Origin of the sequence: Novosphingobium sp. (genome assembly GCF_039595395.1) — a bacterium.
GTDB lineage: Bacteria > Pseudomonadota > Alphaproteobacteria > Sphingomonadales > Sphingomonadaceae > Novosphingobium.
The window spans coordinates 2397525-2412838 of the sequence record NZ_JBCNLP010000001.1 but is presented as its reverse complement, the minus strand read 5'-3'; the positions used below and the strand labels follow the sequence as shown (position 1 = coordinate 2412838).

General features: G+C 62.0%; 15 protein-coding genes and 1 pseudogene. 4 read left to right on the top strand and 12 right to left on the bottom strand.

The genetic code is table 11. The annotated features are described in order from the left end of the window. Positions 1-430: 430 nt before the first annotated feature. From ABDW49_RS11195 to istA, 6 genes and pseudogenes are all read right to left on the bottom strand, one after another. Complete coding sequence (locus tag ABDW49_RS11195; protein ID WP_343611950.1) at positions 431-1339, bottom strand: MucR family transcriptional regulator; 909 nt, start codon at positions 1337-1339, stop codon at positions 431-433. 323 nt (positions 1340-1662) lie between these two features. Beyond that, the gene (locus tag ABDW49_RS11190; protein WP_343611949.1) at positions 1663-3501 is read right to left on the bottom strand and encodes a ParB N-terminal domain-containing protein; all 1839 of its coding nucleotides are present in this window, start codon (positions 3499-3501) and stop codon (positions 1663-1665) included. A gap of 188 nt (positions 3502-3689) precedes the next feature. Continuing rightward, positions 3690-4076: a DUF2958 domain-containing protein gene (locus ABDW49_RS11185; RefSeq protein WP_343611948.1), complete on the bottom strand. Its 387-nt coding sequence runs from the start codon at positions 4074-4076 to the stop codon at positions 3690-3692. Beyond that, positions 4073-4690 (bottom strand): annotated as a pseudogene (locus ABDW49_RS11180) (zincin-like metallopeptidase domain-containing protein); the annotation flags it as partial. The gene ABDW49_RS11185 and the pseudogene ABDW49_RS11180, both read right to left, overlap by 4 nt. A gap of 84 nt (positions 4691-4774) precedes the next feature. Then, complete coding sequence (istB, locus tag ABDW49_RS11175; RefSeq protein WP_343608772.1) at positions 4775-5554, bottom strand: IS21-like element helper ATPase IstB; 780 nt, start codon at positions 5552-5554, stop codon at positions 4775-4777. After that, complete coding sequence (gene istA / locus ABDW49_RS11170) at positions 5544-7064, bottom strand: IS21 family transposase (protein ID WP_343608774.1); 1521 nt, start codon at positions 7062-7064, stop codon at positions 5544-5546. The genes istB and istA overlap by 11 nt, the downstream gene beginning before the upstream one ends. A 292-nt stretch (positions 7065-7356) precedes the next feature. Between istA and ABDW49_RS11165 the strand changes: the two genes are divergently transcribed. Next, entirely contained in the window at positions 7357-7509 is a 153-nt protein-coding gene (locus tag ABDW49_RS11165; RefSeq protein ID WP_343611947.1) for a hypothetical protein, read from the top strand. 67 nt (positions 7510-7576) lie between these two features. On the opposite strand, the gene ABDW49_RS11160 is transcribed toward ABDW49_RS11165, so the two are convergent. The 3 genes from ABDW49_RS11160 to folE all read right to left on the bottom strand — a co-directional run bounded on the left by ABDW49_RS11160 (position 7577) and on the right by folE (position 9744). After that, positions 7577-7918 carry a hypothetical protein gene (locus ABDW49_RS11160; protein WP_343611946.1) on the bottom strand — a complete coding sequence of 114 codons (342 nt, stop codon included), beginning with the start codon at positions 7916-7918 and terminating at the stop codon, positions 7577-7579. Between the two features lie 288 nt (positions 7919-8206). Next, a complete protein-coding gene (locus tag ABDW49_RS11155; RefSeq protein ID WP_343611945.1) occupies positions 8207-9145 on the bottom strand; it encodes an FAD-dependent oxidoreductase in 939 nt (312 codons plus the stop codon). An 11-nt stretch (positions 9146-9156) separates the two neighbouring features. Beyond that, a complete protein-coding gene (gene folE / locus ABDW49_RS11150; protein WP_343614247.1) occupies positions 9157-9744 on the bottom strand; it encodes a GTP cyclohydrolase I FolE in 588 nt (195 codons plus the stop codon). 211 nt (positions 9745-9955) lie between these two features. On the opposite strand from folE, the gene ABDW49_RS11145 reads away from it, so the two are divergent. From ABDW49_RS11145 to ABDW49_RS11135, 3 genes are all read left to right on the top strand, one after another. Next, positions 9956-10537 carry a PAS domain-containing protein gene (locus ABDW49_RS11145; RefSeq protein WP_343611944.1) on the top strand — a complete coding sequence of 194 codons (582 nt, stop codon included), beginning with the start codon at positions 9956-9958 and terminating at the stop codon, positions 10535-10537. Between the two features lie 59 nt (positions 10538-10596). Continuing rightward, positions 10597-12096: a cryptochrome/photolyase family protein gene (locus ABDW49_RS11140; protein WP_343611942.1), complete on the top strand. Its 1500-nt coding sequence runs from the start codon at positions 10597-10599 to the stop codon at positions 12094-12096. An 85-nt stretch (positions 12097-12181) separates the two neighbouring features. After that, complete coding sequence (locus tag ABDW49_RS11135; protein ID WP_343611939.1) at positions 12182-12811, top strand: NAD(P)-binding oxidoreductase; 630 nt, start codon at positions 12182-12184, stop codon at positions 12809-12811. A 40-nt stretch (positions 12812-12851) separates the two neighbouring features. Here ABDW49_RS11135 and ABDW49_RS11130 read toward each other — a convergent pair whose 3' ends face one another. From ABDW49_RS11130 to trpB, 3 genes are read right to left on the bottom strand one after another with little or no spacing between them, the layout of a single operon-like run. Then, positions 12852-13565, bottom strand: coding sequence for an SDR family NAD(P)-dependent oxidoreductase (locus tag ABDW49_RS11130; protein ID WP_343611938.1), 714 nt, complete (start codon positions 13563-13565; stop codon positions 12852-12854). Beyond that, positions 13562-13960: a DUF393 domain-containing protein gene (locus tag ABDW49_RS11125; protein WP_343611937.1), complete on the bottom strand. Its 399-nt coding sequence runs from the start codon at positions 13958-13960 to the stop codon at positions 13562-13564. Before ABDW49_RS11125 ends, ABDW49_RS11130 begins: the two co-directional genes overlap by 4 nt. Beyond that, positions 13957-15177 carry a tryptophan synthase subunit beta gene (gene trpB / locus ABDW49_RS11120; RefSeq protein WP_343611936.1) on the bottom strand — a complete coding sequence of 407 codons (1221 nt, stop codon included), beginning with the start codon at positions 15175-15177 and terminating at the stop codon, positions 13957-13959. The genes ABDW49_RS11125 and trpB overlap by 4 nt, the downstream gene beginning before the upstream one ends. Positions 15178-15314: the final 137 nt, after the last annotated feature.

Sequence of the window (15314 nt, the reverse complement as noted above, 5' to 3'; positions counted from 1 at the left end):
TCCACCTTTTGTCCAGCGCGTCTCCGGCCGACGAGGCCGAAGCGACGGACGGTTCGATGAAAGGCTAAGATCAGACGACACGCAACACCTCGATCTCGCTGCCGCCGATAATACCGGCCCGCTTGCGGGCGCCGGCCCGGAACGGCAAAAGCCGGCCTCCCCCTTCTCGCTGCGTAAAGAGCGAGCTGCACAAGGCGGTGGCGCCTCTGGTCTGGTGGAATCGCGCTGGCATGACTGGCTTATGCAAGCCGGGGCCGTCCACGCCAAGCAGCCGGACCACGGTTCTTCACAGTCCACAGGACATGTCGCCCGCCCTCCCCCTGGGAAAGGGGGAGGGAGGACGGGCGCCGCCGTCCTGGTCTTATCCCTGAGGCCTTGTCTCTGAGGCCTGGTCTTTGGGCTCTCGCCCCTGAAACCCTTGGTCCTGAAATCAGCCTTCAGATGCCGCCGTTTCAGGAACCACCGCGGCCAGCTCCTTCGCAGCGGCTTTCGCGCTCCCGGCCTTGGCGAGAGGCGCGCCCTTCGCGACCGCCTTTTTCGGCGAGGCTGCACGTCTCGTCTTCACCAGGGCTTCCGCAGGCTGCTTCCTTGCAGTCTGGCCATCGGCAGGTGGGGTGGCTTTAGCAACCGGCTCGGCAACCGGCTTCGTCGCAACCGCCTTGCGCACGGCCTGCTTGGGGTTAGCGGATGCGGCGGCTTCTTCCTTGACCGGCGCGATCACGACAGCGGGTGCCTCGCCCGATGCGACCGGCACAGCCGACTTCGCTTTGGACGGGCCGCGCGGGGACGTCGCCGTCGCTCTACCCTTGCCCGGCGCCTTCTTGGCCGCCGCACCCTGCTTTTTCACCTCGCTTGCGCCATGGCTCCGCTGCGGCGCAGCCGCCTTGGGGCCAGCGTCCTTGAGGCCCGTCTCCTCGGGGGCGGTTTCCTTGCGGCCTCGACGGATCCTGGACGCGATGTCCCGGCGCAGTGTCGCGAATTCCGCCGCCACCATGGGGTAGTCGGATTTCAGGCCATAGCGTGCGCGATACTCATCCGGTGTCAGCCCATGGGCCGAGAGATGGCGCTTGAGCGTGCGGTATTTCTTCCCGTCGATCAGGCTGACGAGATAACCGGGCTTCACCGAGGAGCGGATGGGCGCCGCCGGTTCATAGCTCGATGCCTCGAGTTCCACAGGAGCTTGCGTGGTCAGCTCGGCGATTGCCGTATGCACCGATTTGAGGAAGGCTGGGACATCCTGACCGCCAGCGTGGACATTGGTATTTTGCAGCCAGGCGATGGTGATCTCGCCGGCAAGAGCAATGAATTCAGCAACGCTGTCGATATTGTTCTCGGCCATGATTGTCCTCATGCAGATGAGGGAGGCAAGGACTAGAGCCGATAGTGTTCTGCGTCAAATCTGGCGGCTTTCAGTCAAGAAGAGGCGCCGCACGATCCTTTATGGGAACGGGCGGCGCCCGATTTCAGAGCATGGATCAACAGTTCTCATCTGCGGCGCGACCTCGTTCGATCCTCACATACCCGCGCAGGGTCGCTCGAGGCAGGGAAAGAGGCCGGGCCGCGCGGGACCGAAGGGAGCGCGCGGCCCGGCCCATCATCTGGAAGAGTCAGCCCGCCCGGTGAACGGCGGGATGGCACCGTCAGGCACCATCCCGCCACGCATCAGGCGGCCTGCGGGACGCCACCATCCTCGGCGCTGCCACCCTCGCCGCCATCATCGTCACTGGTGCCGTCGCCGGGCTCCCCGGCGTCTTCATCGTGATCGGGCTCCATCGCGGATTCAAAGGCGCTGACGTGCAGGGCCATCCTATCCACCGTGCCAACGCCGCCGCGCGTGGTATAGGCGCTCGGCGGGAAGGCCATCCAGCCGGGCACCCAGCCATCGCGCTTCTCGCGGCCATCCGCGCCCTCGAGATGATCGCGGATGATGGTTTTGAGCACCTTGGCCTTTTCGCCCGCATTGGCATGGGCGACGGTGGCACCGGCCACCTCGCCCACCATGCAGGCGAGGACCTCGCGATCGCGCATCAACTCGAAGAAGGCATCATCGGCCTGCCAGTAAGTCGCCATATCGAGGCCGATATGCAGGCCCACCGTCTCGATGATGGTGCTGCCCGAGGCCAGCGTCTCGTCCATCACCACGGCGACGATCGACAGCAACGCTTCATCGTCCATCGCCATCAGGCGCAGAAAGATCACCGGCAAGGCGCTTCCCATACCATTGCCCGCGCCGGTCACGGTCGGCTCATCGGGATCGAGGGACAGCAGCGCCAGAACCTTGCGCCGCGCGGCATCGAAGGTGGCCTCGCCCCGGCTGTTCTCGATGCTCTCGGCGATGGCATCGTTGCGGGTCGTCTGCTTTTCGATGTTGACGGTCCAGAGCGAGGAACCGGCGATGACGTGGGCGACCATGAGGCGCAGAGCGAGCCCGCCATGATCGATCAGCGCGGCGCGCAAGGCGGCATGGCGATGCAGATCGATATAGCATTGCATCGGTCCGGTGATTTCGGCCCTCTGGACCTTCGGCGTTGCGCTCACCGTCTCGCCGCGCTCGATGCGCTGCGCCTCCTTGCGGGTGACATAGCCCTCATGGAAGTTCACCTCGCCATTGCCGCGCACCTCGATATAGACGCGCCCGCCCTTGCGCTTGGGGGCTTTGGCATGCTCCCAATGGTTGAAATGATCGGCGGGCGGAACGATCACCACATCGCTCCAGCCCTCCTCGAGATAGGCGGCACGGCGCATCTCGATGGCGGCATTCTGCCCGGCCCAGAAGGCCTCGGCATCGGCAAAATAGCTGTCCTCCCCGAACAGGTCGGAGACAATGCCTTTCATGTCGCCGGTGTCGAACAGGGCATGGGCGACAGGGATCGACTGGCCGCCAAACAGCCATTGTTTGAGCTGGTAGCCGGTCGGGCAATAATGGTCGGGGTCATCGAAGAGAGCCAGCCACGCCTTTTGCTGGTTCTTGCTCGCCATGGTGAGATGGCGCACCGTGGTGGCGTCCACCTCCTTGCGCCGGTAGGCCTCGCGGATGCGGGGCAGCAGATTGCCCAGCGCCAGAATGCGCCGCACGGCGAGTTCGGGCAGGCCGAAGGTGGTGGAAAGATCATCCACCCCGCGCCCCTCGCGCACCAGCCGGGTGAAGCACTCCCAGCGGGTCACCTCATCGGGGTCAAGCCGCGCGCTGTTCTCGATCAGCGAGGCCTCGATGGCATCGGCATTATCCCCGCTTTCGAGAATGGCGCAGGGCATGGGATCAACCTCCTGCCCCGCCGCGCGGCGTTCGTCAGCGAGGAGGCTGGCGGCATGAAAGCGCCGCGCGCCTGCGACGATCTCGAAGGTTTCGGGGCTCCCGTTCTGGCGCACCAGCACCGGAACGATGACACCATGGCGGCGCATGGTGGGCAGAATGTCGGTCACATCAGGCGCCTTTTTGGAAAAGCGCATATTGGCGTTGCTGACAGAGAGCTTGCCAAGATCGATAAAGTCGAGTTTCATGGTCCTTGCCTTTCACGAGGTGCCGGTCCGTCAGACCCTTCCAAAGATTGACGGACCGGCTTTTGATGGGCGGGAGACGCCCGCCCGGCGTCTGGCCGCGCCTGCTTCCAATCAGGCCACGGCAAGGGGGACATGCTGCCGGTGCAGCGACATTCAGATCAGCGACGTCCAGATCAGCGACATTCAGATCATGGATTGATCAGCAGCAGAGCCATTGCAGCCTGACTGATGGAGCCCAGATCGAGGGCGGTCTGCGCCCAGACCGACATCGGATGCCGTGTGAAGAAATGCAGATCGCGCTCGATCCGCAGGTTGAAGGGCAGACGTACCGCCGCAATCTCCGACAGGCTGAACGAACCCAATTCGGGGCACCCAAAGCCCAGATCGGCCATCCCGAACAAAGTATCGCCATCCTCGTCCAGCTCGGTCGCCAGCCATGTCGCGCTGCCGCAGGGGTTGAAGAGTTTGAGCAACGGGCTGGGATCAGGATCGGGCTGGCCATCGCGCTGCGCGGCAATATGGCGGGCATGGTTGACCAGCAGCGCAACGCGGATGTTTTCAGGAAGGAGGATCATGCCGCCGCCCTCCCCTCGCCGGTGGTCGTCTCGCCATCGCGCGCCGCCCTGAATTCCGCATGGCGCGACAGCAGCCAATCGGCGGCCTTGCTGGCCTGACTGGCGGCGCGGAAGATCGCCCGATTGTCCTCGCGCAGCACCTCGAGCCATGAGCCGAGGTAATCGGCATGGCGGACAGTGGGCTCGATGCCGAGCGCGGCGCAAAGGAAGGCAGCGCCCATTTCCGCGACGAGTTCCTCGCGGGCATAGTCCTTGGAACCGAAAGGATTCAGGATTTTACGATCCAGCCGCGAAGGGTGGCCACTGCCGTGGGTCAATTCGTGAAGCGCCGTTCGGTAGTAATTCACCTGCTCGAAAAAGGCCGGTTGGGGCGGCACCTGCACATAATCCTGCGAGGGGACGTAATAAGCCTTGGCCCCACCGATGCGGAAGGGGATGCCCGATGCGGCGATGACCTCTTCGGCGACCGGAACGATCTCCCGCTCGGGCAAAGGCTCGGGATCGCCGAACAGCCCTTCACGCAGACCCTCGCATTGCGCGACATTGAAAACCGTGAACCGTTTCAGGAAAGCAATGCTGCGCGCGTCCTCTCCGCTTTGCTGCGCCCGCTGTTGATTGCCACTGAGATGTGACCCGGGGTTTCCATTGAGAATTGACCCGGGTGGGTGTGGGTTATGTGCTGCCTCTGGCGGGCAGGTTCAAGATGCCGGCTTCTCCTTTTTGGCTTTGGGCGCAGCGGTGCTGGCGCGGAAGCGGAAGCTGTCGTTTCCAGTTTCCAGGATGTGGCAGTGATGAGTGAGCCGGTCGAGCAGCGCGGTGGTCATCTTGGCGTCGCCGAACACGCCGGACCATTCGCTGAAGCTCAGGTTGGTGGTGATCACGACACTGGTGCGCTCGTATAACTTGCTCAGCAGATGGAAGAGCATGGCCCCTCCTGATGGGCTGAAGGGCAGATAGCCCAACTCGTCGAGGATAAGCAGATCGAGGCGCAGCAGGCGTTCCGCCAGTTGGCCGGTCCGGTTGGCTGTCTTCTCCTGCTCCAGCGCGTTGACCAGATCGACCGTGGAGTAGAAGCGCACCTTCTTGCGGTGATGCTCGACAGCCTGAACGCCCAGCGCCGTGGCGATATGGCTTTTACCCGTGCCCGGGCCGCCGATCAGCACGACATTGTCGGCGTTTTCCATGAAGTCGCCCTGGTGAAGCTGGCGCACGAGTGCCTCGTTGATCTCGCTGGCAGCAAAGTCGTAGCCGGCCAGATCCTTGTAAGCCGGGAAGCGGGCGGCCTTGATCTGATAGGAGATGGACCTGACCTCCCGCTCAGCCATCTCTGCCTTGAGCAATTGGGCCAGCATCGGCACGGCAGTATCGAAGGCAGGCGCGCCCTGCTCGATCAGTTCGCCTGCGGCCTGAGCCATGCCGAACATCTTGAGGCCGCGCAGCATGACGACGACTGCGGCGCTGGCGGGGTCATGACGCATGGCGGATCTCCCTGAGCATATCATAGCGATCGACATTGGCCTTGGGCTCCTGCGTCAGGCGCAAGGCCTGAGGCGCATCAATGGGCGATGCCGGAGGTGCCTTGCCGTCAATCAGTCGGTGCAACACGTTGAGAATGTGGGTCTTGGTGGCGACACCAGCTTCCAAGGCCAGCTCGACCGCACTCAGGACCGCCTGCTCGTCGTGGTGCAGCACCAGGGACAGGATCTCCACCATTTCCCTGTCTCCGCCGGAGCGCTTGAGGAGGTGGCTCTGCAAGTGCCGGAAGGCTTCAGGCATGTCCAGGAAGGGCGCACCATTGCGCAGGGCACCGGGTTTGCGCTGGACCACCGCCAGATAATGCCGCCAGTCATAGATCGTGCGACCGGGTTTGTGGTGGGAACGGTCGATGAGCCGGACGTGCTCGCACACGATCTGGCCCTCGGCGGCGATGACCAGGCGATCGGGATAGACCCGCAGGCTGACTGGCCGGTTCGCAAAGGAAGCGGGCACGCTGTAACGGTTGCGCTCGAAGGCGATCAGGCAAGTGGGCGACACGCGCTTGGTCTGTTCGACAAAGCCATCGAAGGGCCTGCCCAGCGGCATCAGACAGGAGGCTTCCTCAGCATGCACATCAGCCACGGTGCCGGGCATAAGGCCGTGCTGGATCTCGCCCCATTGCGCGATACATCGTTCTTCCAGCCAGGCGTTCAGCGCCGCCAAATCCCCAAAGCTGGGCATCGGCTGCCACAACCGCCGCCGGGCATCCTGCACGTTCTTCTCGACCTGCCCCTTCTCCCAGCCTGACGCTGGATTGCAGAAATCAGTCTCGAACAGGTAATGGCTGGCCATGGCGGCGAACCTGGCGTTGACCTGTCGCGCCTTGCCCGTCCCGATCTTGTCGACGGCGGTCCTCATATTGTCGAAGATCCCGCGCTGGGGCACGCCGCCCAGCACCCGAAAGGCCTGCGTCAGCGCGTCAAACAGCATCTCATGGGTTTGGAGCAAGTAGGCCCGCACGATAAAGGCGCGGCTGTGGGCCAGCTTGGTATGGGCAACCTGCAGCTTGGTCACCTTGCCGTCCAGCACGGCATAATCCTCGCTCCAGTCGAACTGGAAGGCCTCGCCGGGTTGGAAAACCAACGGCACGAATGTCCCGCGCCCGCTGGTTTGCTGTTCATACTGAAGATCGCTCCGCCATCGCCGGGCAAAGGCAGCCACCCGGTTATACGAGCCTTCGTACCCCAGCTTCACAAGGTCGACATACAACTGCTTGGCGGTCCGCTTCTGCTTGCGGGATTTCTTGGATTCCACCCGCAGCCACGCCGTCAGCTTCTCGGCGAAGGGATCGAGCTTGCTGGGGCGCACCGGCACCTTGAAACTGGGCTCCACCGTATCGGAACGCAGATATTTGCGGATGGTGTTGCGCGACAGGCCGGTCCGTCGCTTGATCTCCCGAATGGGGATATCCTGCCGAAAATGCCATCGGCGGATCACACTGAGTAAGTCCATGTCGATCACTCCGAGACCCTCCGACTGACAGCCGGAGGGGAGGGAAACATGGGTCAATTCTCAGTGGAAACTTATCAGCTCCCCGGGTCACATCTCAGTGGCAATCAACACATACTGGTCTTTATTGCCCGGAAGGCTCTGAGGGCGCTCCTGTCGGCATACAGTCTCAACACGCCAGCATCAGGGGCGGCGCCAATTCATTAACGATAACACATCGCAACATCGACGTGTCTCTTGGCTTCAGCTTCGGGGCCTTGGTTGCCTGCGTCCTCGTCGCCAGGAAATGATGACAATGACCGAGAATGACATTCCCCTTCCCTTTTCCGAGCGGATCCAGGACTTGCTGTTCGATCCCGCGCGGCGCTGGCGGAAGGATGTCATCCCCGCGCTAATGAAGGCCAGCGCCGAAATCGGTGCCACCGATGCCAAAAGCCAAGGGCGTTGATCATGGCTACCTTTCAGGACCATGGCAGGACAGCGGCGCTGCTGATGGATCCTGCCACTGCAATCGATCAGGGCGAAACGGGAAGTTGCAAGACGGCGCTGATGGGTGTGACGTTGAAGGGACACGCCAGTGTCACGCGGCGTTTGCTGGCCGCCGGCGCCAATCCCCATGCGTAGAACGAGGCCGGGCAGACCGCTCTGATGATGGCGGCCTTGCTCAGCCATGGCGAGATCGTGGGTAAATTTTTTCGGCTTGCGGCGCGGATCCCCACCAACAGGACGCAGCCGGAAACAGCGCGCTGTCGGTCGCCACCGCCCAAGGCAATGAAACGCTGCGGACGAAGCTTGAGGCCGGCGATTCGGCCTGGCATGGCCACGCCGGGGCGAAACGTGTCCTGCGGCGGCGTCATCAAGGATCGCTCACAACTCGGGTCCGCGGATCAAAGGGACGGCATTAGGCCCCGACGCACTCCGGCAACCGCCGTGACAAAAAGCTAGATCTGGCAAAATGCAAACCACCAGACTCAGTAACGCCCGATGGCCGATATCTGGTGATACGCGGCAAGCTGTGGCGCCGGGCAATACGCGGATACGAAGCGACTGAGACAAGCCACACGCAATCGAAGCTCGGCTTGCAGCAGTGCCTTATACTTGGTCGAAGGATTTCATGTATACGGGCAAGCGCGTAAGGCGGATCTTCAGGTTCCTATTTTCTGGGCCAATTGCCGGCCAGAGAGCCAAGCATCTTCAACCGTGGGGCCCAAGAGCCAGTCGCCACAAGCTCCCAGGCGCAGACCCGCGTTCCACAGGGCCCCCAATCGGGAATGCTGCGGCAAGGCATAGCGCCAGCGGTGCGCTGTGAGGTGAATGCAATCGGGCAGAGCCGCATCGCCCGCCTGCTGGCCCAGCCATTCGCGCAGCGCATTGGCCACCGGCTCGGGCTCCGACTCGAGATGGGTCATCGACCATTCGGGATTGGCGTGGACCACCCATGCCTCTCTATCTGAACGCCCGGGCTTAGCGCTGTTGCGCGCGGCAAAAGCCACCGGCTCACAGTCGCAGATCACATCCTGAGAGATGGGCATTTTGTCTGCATAGGCAATCATCGCCGTCCAGCGAGGCTTTGACCTTGCAGCAACAGTGTGTGAAGCCATGACAAGGTCATGCATTCCCAGAAAGGCGGCGGCCTGCTCGGCCGGGACTGCAATGATCGCGGCGTCATACGGCCCATGCAGGCTGCCGTCATTCAACAGCACCAACCACCGGGTACCGTCGCGCAAAAGCCCCATCACGTGGCTGGAAAGGCGTATGTCGTGATCTTTCGCCAAATGCGTAATAGGGGCATTCATGGTTGGTGTGCCGACCCAGGCTTTGCCATACTCCATAGGCCAGGGTGCAACGAGCCCCTCCTCGCGCCAGCGCTCAAGCTCGGCGTTAAAGCCAGCGTCTTGAGCTGCTATGAAGGGGGCGCCATGGTCAAATGTCACGGTGCCAGACGACAACTGGGCGCGCCGCGTGGACATTCGGCCGCCAAGCCCCCGGCCCTTGTCGAACAAAGTGGGCGTGTGCCCATTTTGCTTGAGCGCTTGCGCACAGGCCAGCCCCGCCAAGCCGGCGCCGATGATGACGATTTTCACCGCGGCCCCCCTCAATAACCCATGAGCGCCAGGACTTCCTTGCGCGCGCGCGGATCCTCCAGGAAGGTCCCCATCATCCGGCTGGTCACCATGCCAACGCCGGGTGTGCGCACGCCGCGCCCGGTCATGCAGCCATGCTGGGCCTCGATTACCACCGCCACGCCAAGCGGTTGAAGCTCGTCCCAGATGCATTGAGCCACTTGCGCGGTGAGGCGTTCCTGGATCTGAAGGCGGCGGGCAAAGCCATGCAGCACACGTGCCAGCTTGGAAATGCCTACCACCTTATTACGCGGCAGATAGGCGATGCTGGCGGTGCCGTTGATCGGGGCCATGTGGTGCTCGCAGTGAGACTGAAAGGGAATGCCTTTGAGCAGGACGATTTCATTGTACCCGCCCACCTCCTCGAATTGACGCGCCAGATGGACCGCCGGATCTTCACCGTAACCCTGGCAATATTCGCGCCATGCCCGCGCCACACGCGAAGGCGTATCGACCAAACCCTCACGCGTCGGGTCATCACCCGCCCACCGGATCAAGGTCGCAATCGCGTCCTGCACGTTTTGGGGAACATCCGGGCGTGCGTTGGCAGGCTCGGCCATGTCATGGTCGTCCTGCTCCAGTGTGTCGCAACAATCGACAGCGGTCATATAATTCATCAGATGGCTCCCGACAGCGCGTGAAACGCGGCATGGCATGATGTGACTGCTGCCTGTCTAGACAGGGGGCCATTGCTCACAACATGACTAAAGGGGTATAGGTAACGAGGGTGAAGCTGATCGTAGCCTTGCCGGAAGGAATCTACAGGGGCCTATGGCTGTTTCCGATATGATCAAAGGAAGTCTGGTGGCAGCAGTCATCAGCGATCCACGTTTGCCCGACAATCCGATTATCGCATGCAACAGCGCTTTCGAGACCCTGACTGGCTACACCCATGACGAGGTCATTGGTCGCAACTGCCGCTTCCTGACCGGGCCGGATTCCGAGCCGGAGTTGATCGAAGCGTTGCGCGAAGGCATCCGTGAACACCGCCCGGTGATGGTCGAGATCCTGAACTACAAGAAAAACGGAGCTCCCTTTCGCAATGCAGTGATGGTGGCCCCCTTGTTCGATGGCGAAGGAAAGCTCGAATATTTCCTCGGCTCCCAGATGGAGATCAATGAGGATGCCGGCGGCACGCAGGCCAGCGTTGCGCGCGAAAAGGTCGAACGCCTGACGCCACGTCAGCGTGCCGTACTTCTGGCTATGGCGCGCGGACGCCTGAACAAGCAGATCGCCTACGAACTGGGCCTGTCGGAGCGCACGATCAAAATGCACCGCGCCGCCATGTTCCAGGCCCTGGGCGTTCGCACCGCTGCCGATGCGGTACGGCTGGCGATCGAGGCAGGATTTTAAGGCCATCCTGCCCCAAAAGTCAGGCTTGCAGCCGCGTCGCGTGCGGATAGCAGCTTGTCATGAAACGTCTCATCCTCATCCTGGGCGACCAGTTGTCGCCTTCCATCTCTTCGTTGCGTGCGGCCGATCCTGCCCGCGATGTCGTCCTGATGGCCGAGGTTACCGCCGAAACAACCTATGTCCGCCATCACAAAAAGAAGATCGTCTTGGTTCTGGCGGCCATGCGCCATTTTGCCGAGGAATTGAGCAATCTTGGCTGGATGGTCGATTATGTCAGGCTCGATGATCCGGACAATACCGGCAGCCTGTATGGCGAGGCGCACAGAGCCTTGGCTCGACATGGGGCCACCAACATCCTGGCCACCGAGCCGGGCGAATGGCGGTTGATGGAGGACATGAGCGCCTGGGCCGAGTTGTTGCCCGATACGCGCTATCTTGCCGATCGCCAGGGCTTTGTCCGCTGGGCCGAGGCCCGCAAGACCTTGCGCATGGAGCATTTCTATCGGCTGATGCGGCGCAAGACCGGCCTCTTGATGGACGGCGACCGACCTGCCGAGGGCAAATGGAATTTCGATGCTGACAACCGTTCGCCGCCACCGGGGCCTTTGGGACTGCCCGAGCCTTTGCGGACCGCCCCCGATACCGCCACCCGCGAGGTGCTCAATCTGGTGAAACGGCGCTTTCCCGATCATTTCGGCGGTATCGAGCCGTTCTGGTTTGCCACCACCCGATCCGGCGCCCAGGCCGCCTTCACCCATTTCTTGCGCCATGGCCTGCGCGATTTTGGCCGCTATCAGGACGCCATGCTCGGCGGGCACGGTTTCCTGTGTCATGCGGTGGTCTCGGTCTATCTCAATCTGGGCCTGCTCGACCCGCTGGACATGTGCCACGCCGTCGAGGCGGAATGGCGCTCTGGCCGCGTGCCGATCAACAGCGCGGAAGGCTTCATCCGGCAGGTGATCGGCTGGCGCGAATTTGTGCGCTGCATCTATTGGTGGCAGGGGCCAGAGTATGCGCGCAGGAACGCATTGGCGGCCGAGCGCCCCCTGCCCTGGTTCTACTGGACCGGCGAGACATCCATGGCCTGTCTGCGGGCCTGCATCACCCAGACCCACAAGGAAGCCTATGCCCACCACATCCAGCGGCTGATGGTGACGGGCAATTTCGCCCTGCTGGCCGGTGTCAATCCCCATGCGCTGCATGAATGGTATCTGGCGGTTTATGCCGATGCCTACGAATGGGTTGAGTTGCCCAACACGATCGGGATGAGCCAGTTTGCCGACGGCGGACTGCTGGCCAGCAAACCCTATGCCGCAAGCGGCGCCTACATCAACCGGATGAGCGATTATTGCGGGGCCTGTGCCTACAACGTCAAGGCGCGGGTTGGGCCGGGGGCCTGCCCGTTCAATGTCCTGTATTGGCGTTTTGTTGCCACCCATGCGCCAAGGCTGCGCGGTAATCCCCGCATGGCGCATATGGTGCGCGTATGGGAAACATTTCCACCTGATCATCAGCAGGATGTGCTGGCGCAGGCCGATGCTTTTCTGGCCGGGCTCTAGATCATCCCTGTCCCCAAGATCATCTTTGCCCCCCGCCAAGAATGGCGCAGATGCGCCATTAGGCTATGGCGAAGAGGAATAAGTGATGCATATTTTGGTCATGGGCGCCTCTCGCGGGATCGGCATGGCAACGGCAAAAGCGGCACTGGACCGAGGCCACAAAGTGCGCGCTTTCTCGCGGAGCACCAGCACAATTGACCATCCCATGTTCTCAGGCATGACAGGCAATGCTCTCTCACCCGCCGATGTCGAAAGGGCGCTCGAGGGTATCGACGCCGTTGTGCAGGCGCTGGGTGTGGGGCTGGGCGATTTGTTCAGGCCCGTCACCCTGTTTTCCCAAGCCAGCGCCATTCTTATCGATGCCATGCAAAGGCTTGGCCCTCAACGTCTTTCCGCCGTGACGGGCTTTGGGGCCGGCGACAGCCAGGCCGCTATCTCCCCTTTGCAACGTTTGCCGTTTCGATTGCTGTTTGGCCGGGCCTATGATGACAAGAGCCTTCAGGAGCGCCTGATCTGTGACAGCGATCTGGCGTGGACGCTGTGGCGGCCCGGAGTACTCACCCATTGGGATATCAGTGGGCGGGCAAAGGTGCTGGTCCGCCCAGAAACATGGCGCAACGGCATCGTGGCCCGCGCCGACGTGGCCGAGAGCATCGTCAGCGATCTGGAGAGCGGACAATTCATTCACCAAAAGCCTGTCATCGTCCGCTTCTAGGTCCAATGGCCCCGGCGTCGCCATGAGTCTTGAATTAAGTTCACCATGGAAGGCGCGTTCCGTCCCATGCAAAGAAGCCGCCACTGTCATCAGGCACCAGCCGGTCGATAACGTCGAGCAGATGCGTGGCAGCGGTGTCCGGCGAAAACAACTTCCACGGCTTCACGCCTGCATGAAACGGTTCGGACAGGCCGCTTTCCACTGTGCCCGGATGGAGCGCGACAACCACCGCCAAGGGATGGGTTCGCCGCATTTCGATGGCAAAATTGACGATCAGCATGTTCAGCGCGGCTTTGCTGGCGCGATAGCCATGCCAACCCCCCAGCCGGTTGTCTCCGATCGAGCCGACACGGGCCGATAGAACCGCGAAGACTGCCGGCCTGTCTCTTGGAAATTTGCGCAACATATGTTTGGCGATCAGCGCCGGACCGATCGTGTTCACCGAAAAGAGCCGCGCCATGGCTTCAGGCTGAATGGCTCGCAAGGTCTTTTCCGGTGTGATCGAGCGAGATTTGTCATGCAGCATGCCACTGGCTACCAGCACCAGGGCGGGTGGAGTTTCGATATCCGAGGCCGCTTTGAAGATACTATCTTCATCGGTCAAGTCATACACGAAAGGGATCTGGTGGGGGCCAGGAGGCAGAGGGCGGCGCGCGCCCACATAAACCGGCGTATAGCGCCCCGAAGCTGCCAAATGGTCCGCCAAGGCACCGCCGACACCACCACCGGCGCCAAAGACCACCGCGGCGCTCAACGCACAATGCCTTGCAAGGCGGGCCGTATCAGCAAAAAGCCTCGATAAACCCGTTCCAGGACCCAAAGGATCGCGCGACGGCGAGCCAGTTCGCCGACCCAGCGCAATCGGGGTATGGCACGCCACATGGCAGCAAAGGCTGCTGCTCCGTCGAGCATAATGCCGTTTTCGCGTGCGTGGAGACGTTCCAGCATCACTCCCCGATCTAGCGGACAGGCTTGCATCGGATCGGCCAGATCGACAAAAGCGATGCGCTGGTCGCTGTCCCAACGTTGCATCAGCGCTATCTCGCGCAGGCACAAGGGACAAGCACCGTCATACCAAACACAAAGGCCAGATATGGCCTTGGTGTCGACGGCCTGAGCGTCTTGATCCAATACGCTGGCTTTTATCACAAATCAGCGCCCAGTCTGTCTGCGACGGTGAAGATGTCCTTGTCGCCGCGCCCCGACACGTTGACCAGGATCATCTGATCCTTGCCGAACTGCCTGGCTATCTTGGGCAGCGCCGCCAGCGCATGCGCGCTTTCCAGAGCGGGGATAATGCCTTCGAGGCGACAGCAATCCTGAAACGCCTGCAAAGCCTCGTCATCGTTGATCGGCAGATATTTCACCCGCCCGATTTCATGCAGCCACGAATGCTCAGGGCCAATGCCGGGATAATCGAGGCCAGCGCTGATTGAATGGGCCTCGGTGATCTGGCCGTCCTCGTCCTGCAGCAGATAGGTCTTGTTGCCATGCAGAATGCCCGGCACGCCGCCCGTCAGGCTGGCGGCATGTTGGGCGGTGTCCACGCCGTGACCGCCCGCCTCAACGCCGATCATCTGCACGCCGGCATCATCGAGGAAGGGGTGAAAAAGGCCGATGGCATTGCTGCCCCCGCCCACCGCCGCGATCAGCAGATCGGGCAGACGCCCGGTGCGGGCCAGCATCTGCGCACGCGCTTCCTTGCCGATCACGCTTTGAAAATCGCGGACCAGTTCGGGATAGGGATGCGGGCCCGCCGCCGTGCCGATGATGTAGAACGTGTCATGCACATTGGCGACCCAATGGCGCAGCGCTTCGTTCATGGCGTCTTTCAGCGTGGCCGCGCCGCTGGTCACCGGCACCACTTCCGCGCCCAACAGCTTCATGCGGAAGACGTTGGGCTGTTGGCGCGCCACGTCGGTTGCCCCCATGAAGATGGTGCAGGGCAGACCAAAACGCGCGCAGACCGTGGCCGTTGCCACGCCATGCTGGCCCGCGCCCGTTTCCGCGATGATGTGCGTCTTGCCCATGCGGATGGCCAGCAGGATCTGGCCTATGCAATTGTTGATCTTGTGGGCGCCGGTGTGGTTCAACTCCTCGCGCTTGAACCAGATCTGCGCGCCGCCAAGTTCCTCTGTCAGCCGCGGCGCGAAATAGAGCGGGCTGGGCCGGCCGACATAATGTTCAAGCAGATCGTCCAATTCCGCCTTGAAGGCAGGGTCGACCTTGGCGCGCTTGTACTCGGCCTCGAGGTCGAGAATCAACGGCATCAGCGTTTCGGCGACATAGCGCCCGCCAAACTTGCCGAAATGGCCGCGTTCGTCGGGTTGCGTGCGGAAGGAATTTGCTTTCAAGGCAAGGTTCATATCAACGGTTCCCGTCACGATCGATCACATCGCTCGCCTGATTAACTTCCGTTTGGGCCGTCTTTTGGTCATCAGGCCGCTTCGATCAGCCTCATAGACACAAAAACGCAGCAAATAGGCAACATGCCCAACAGGGC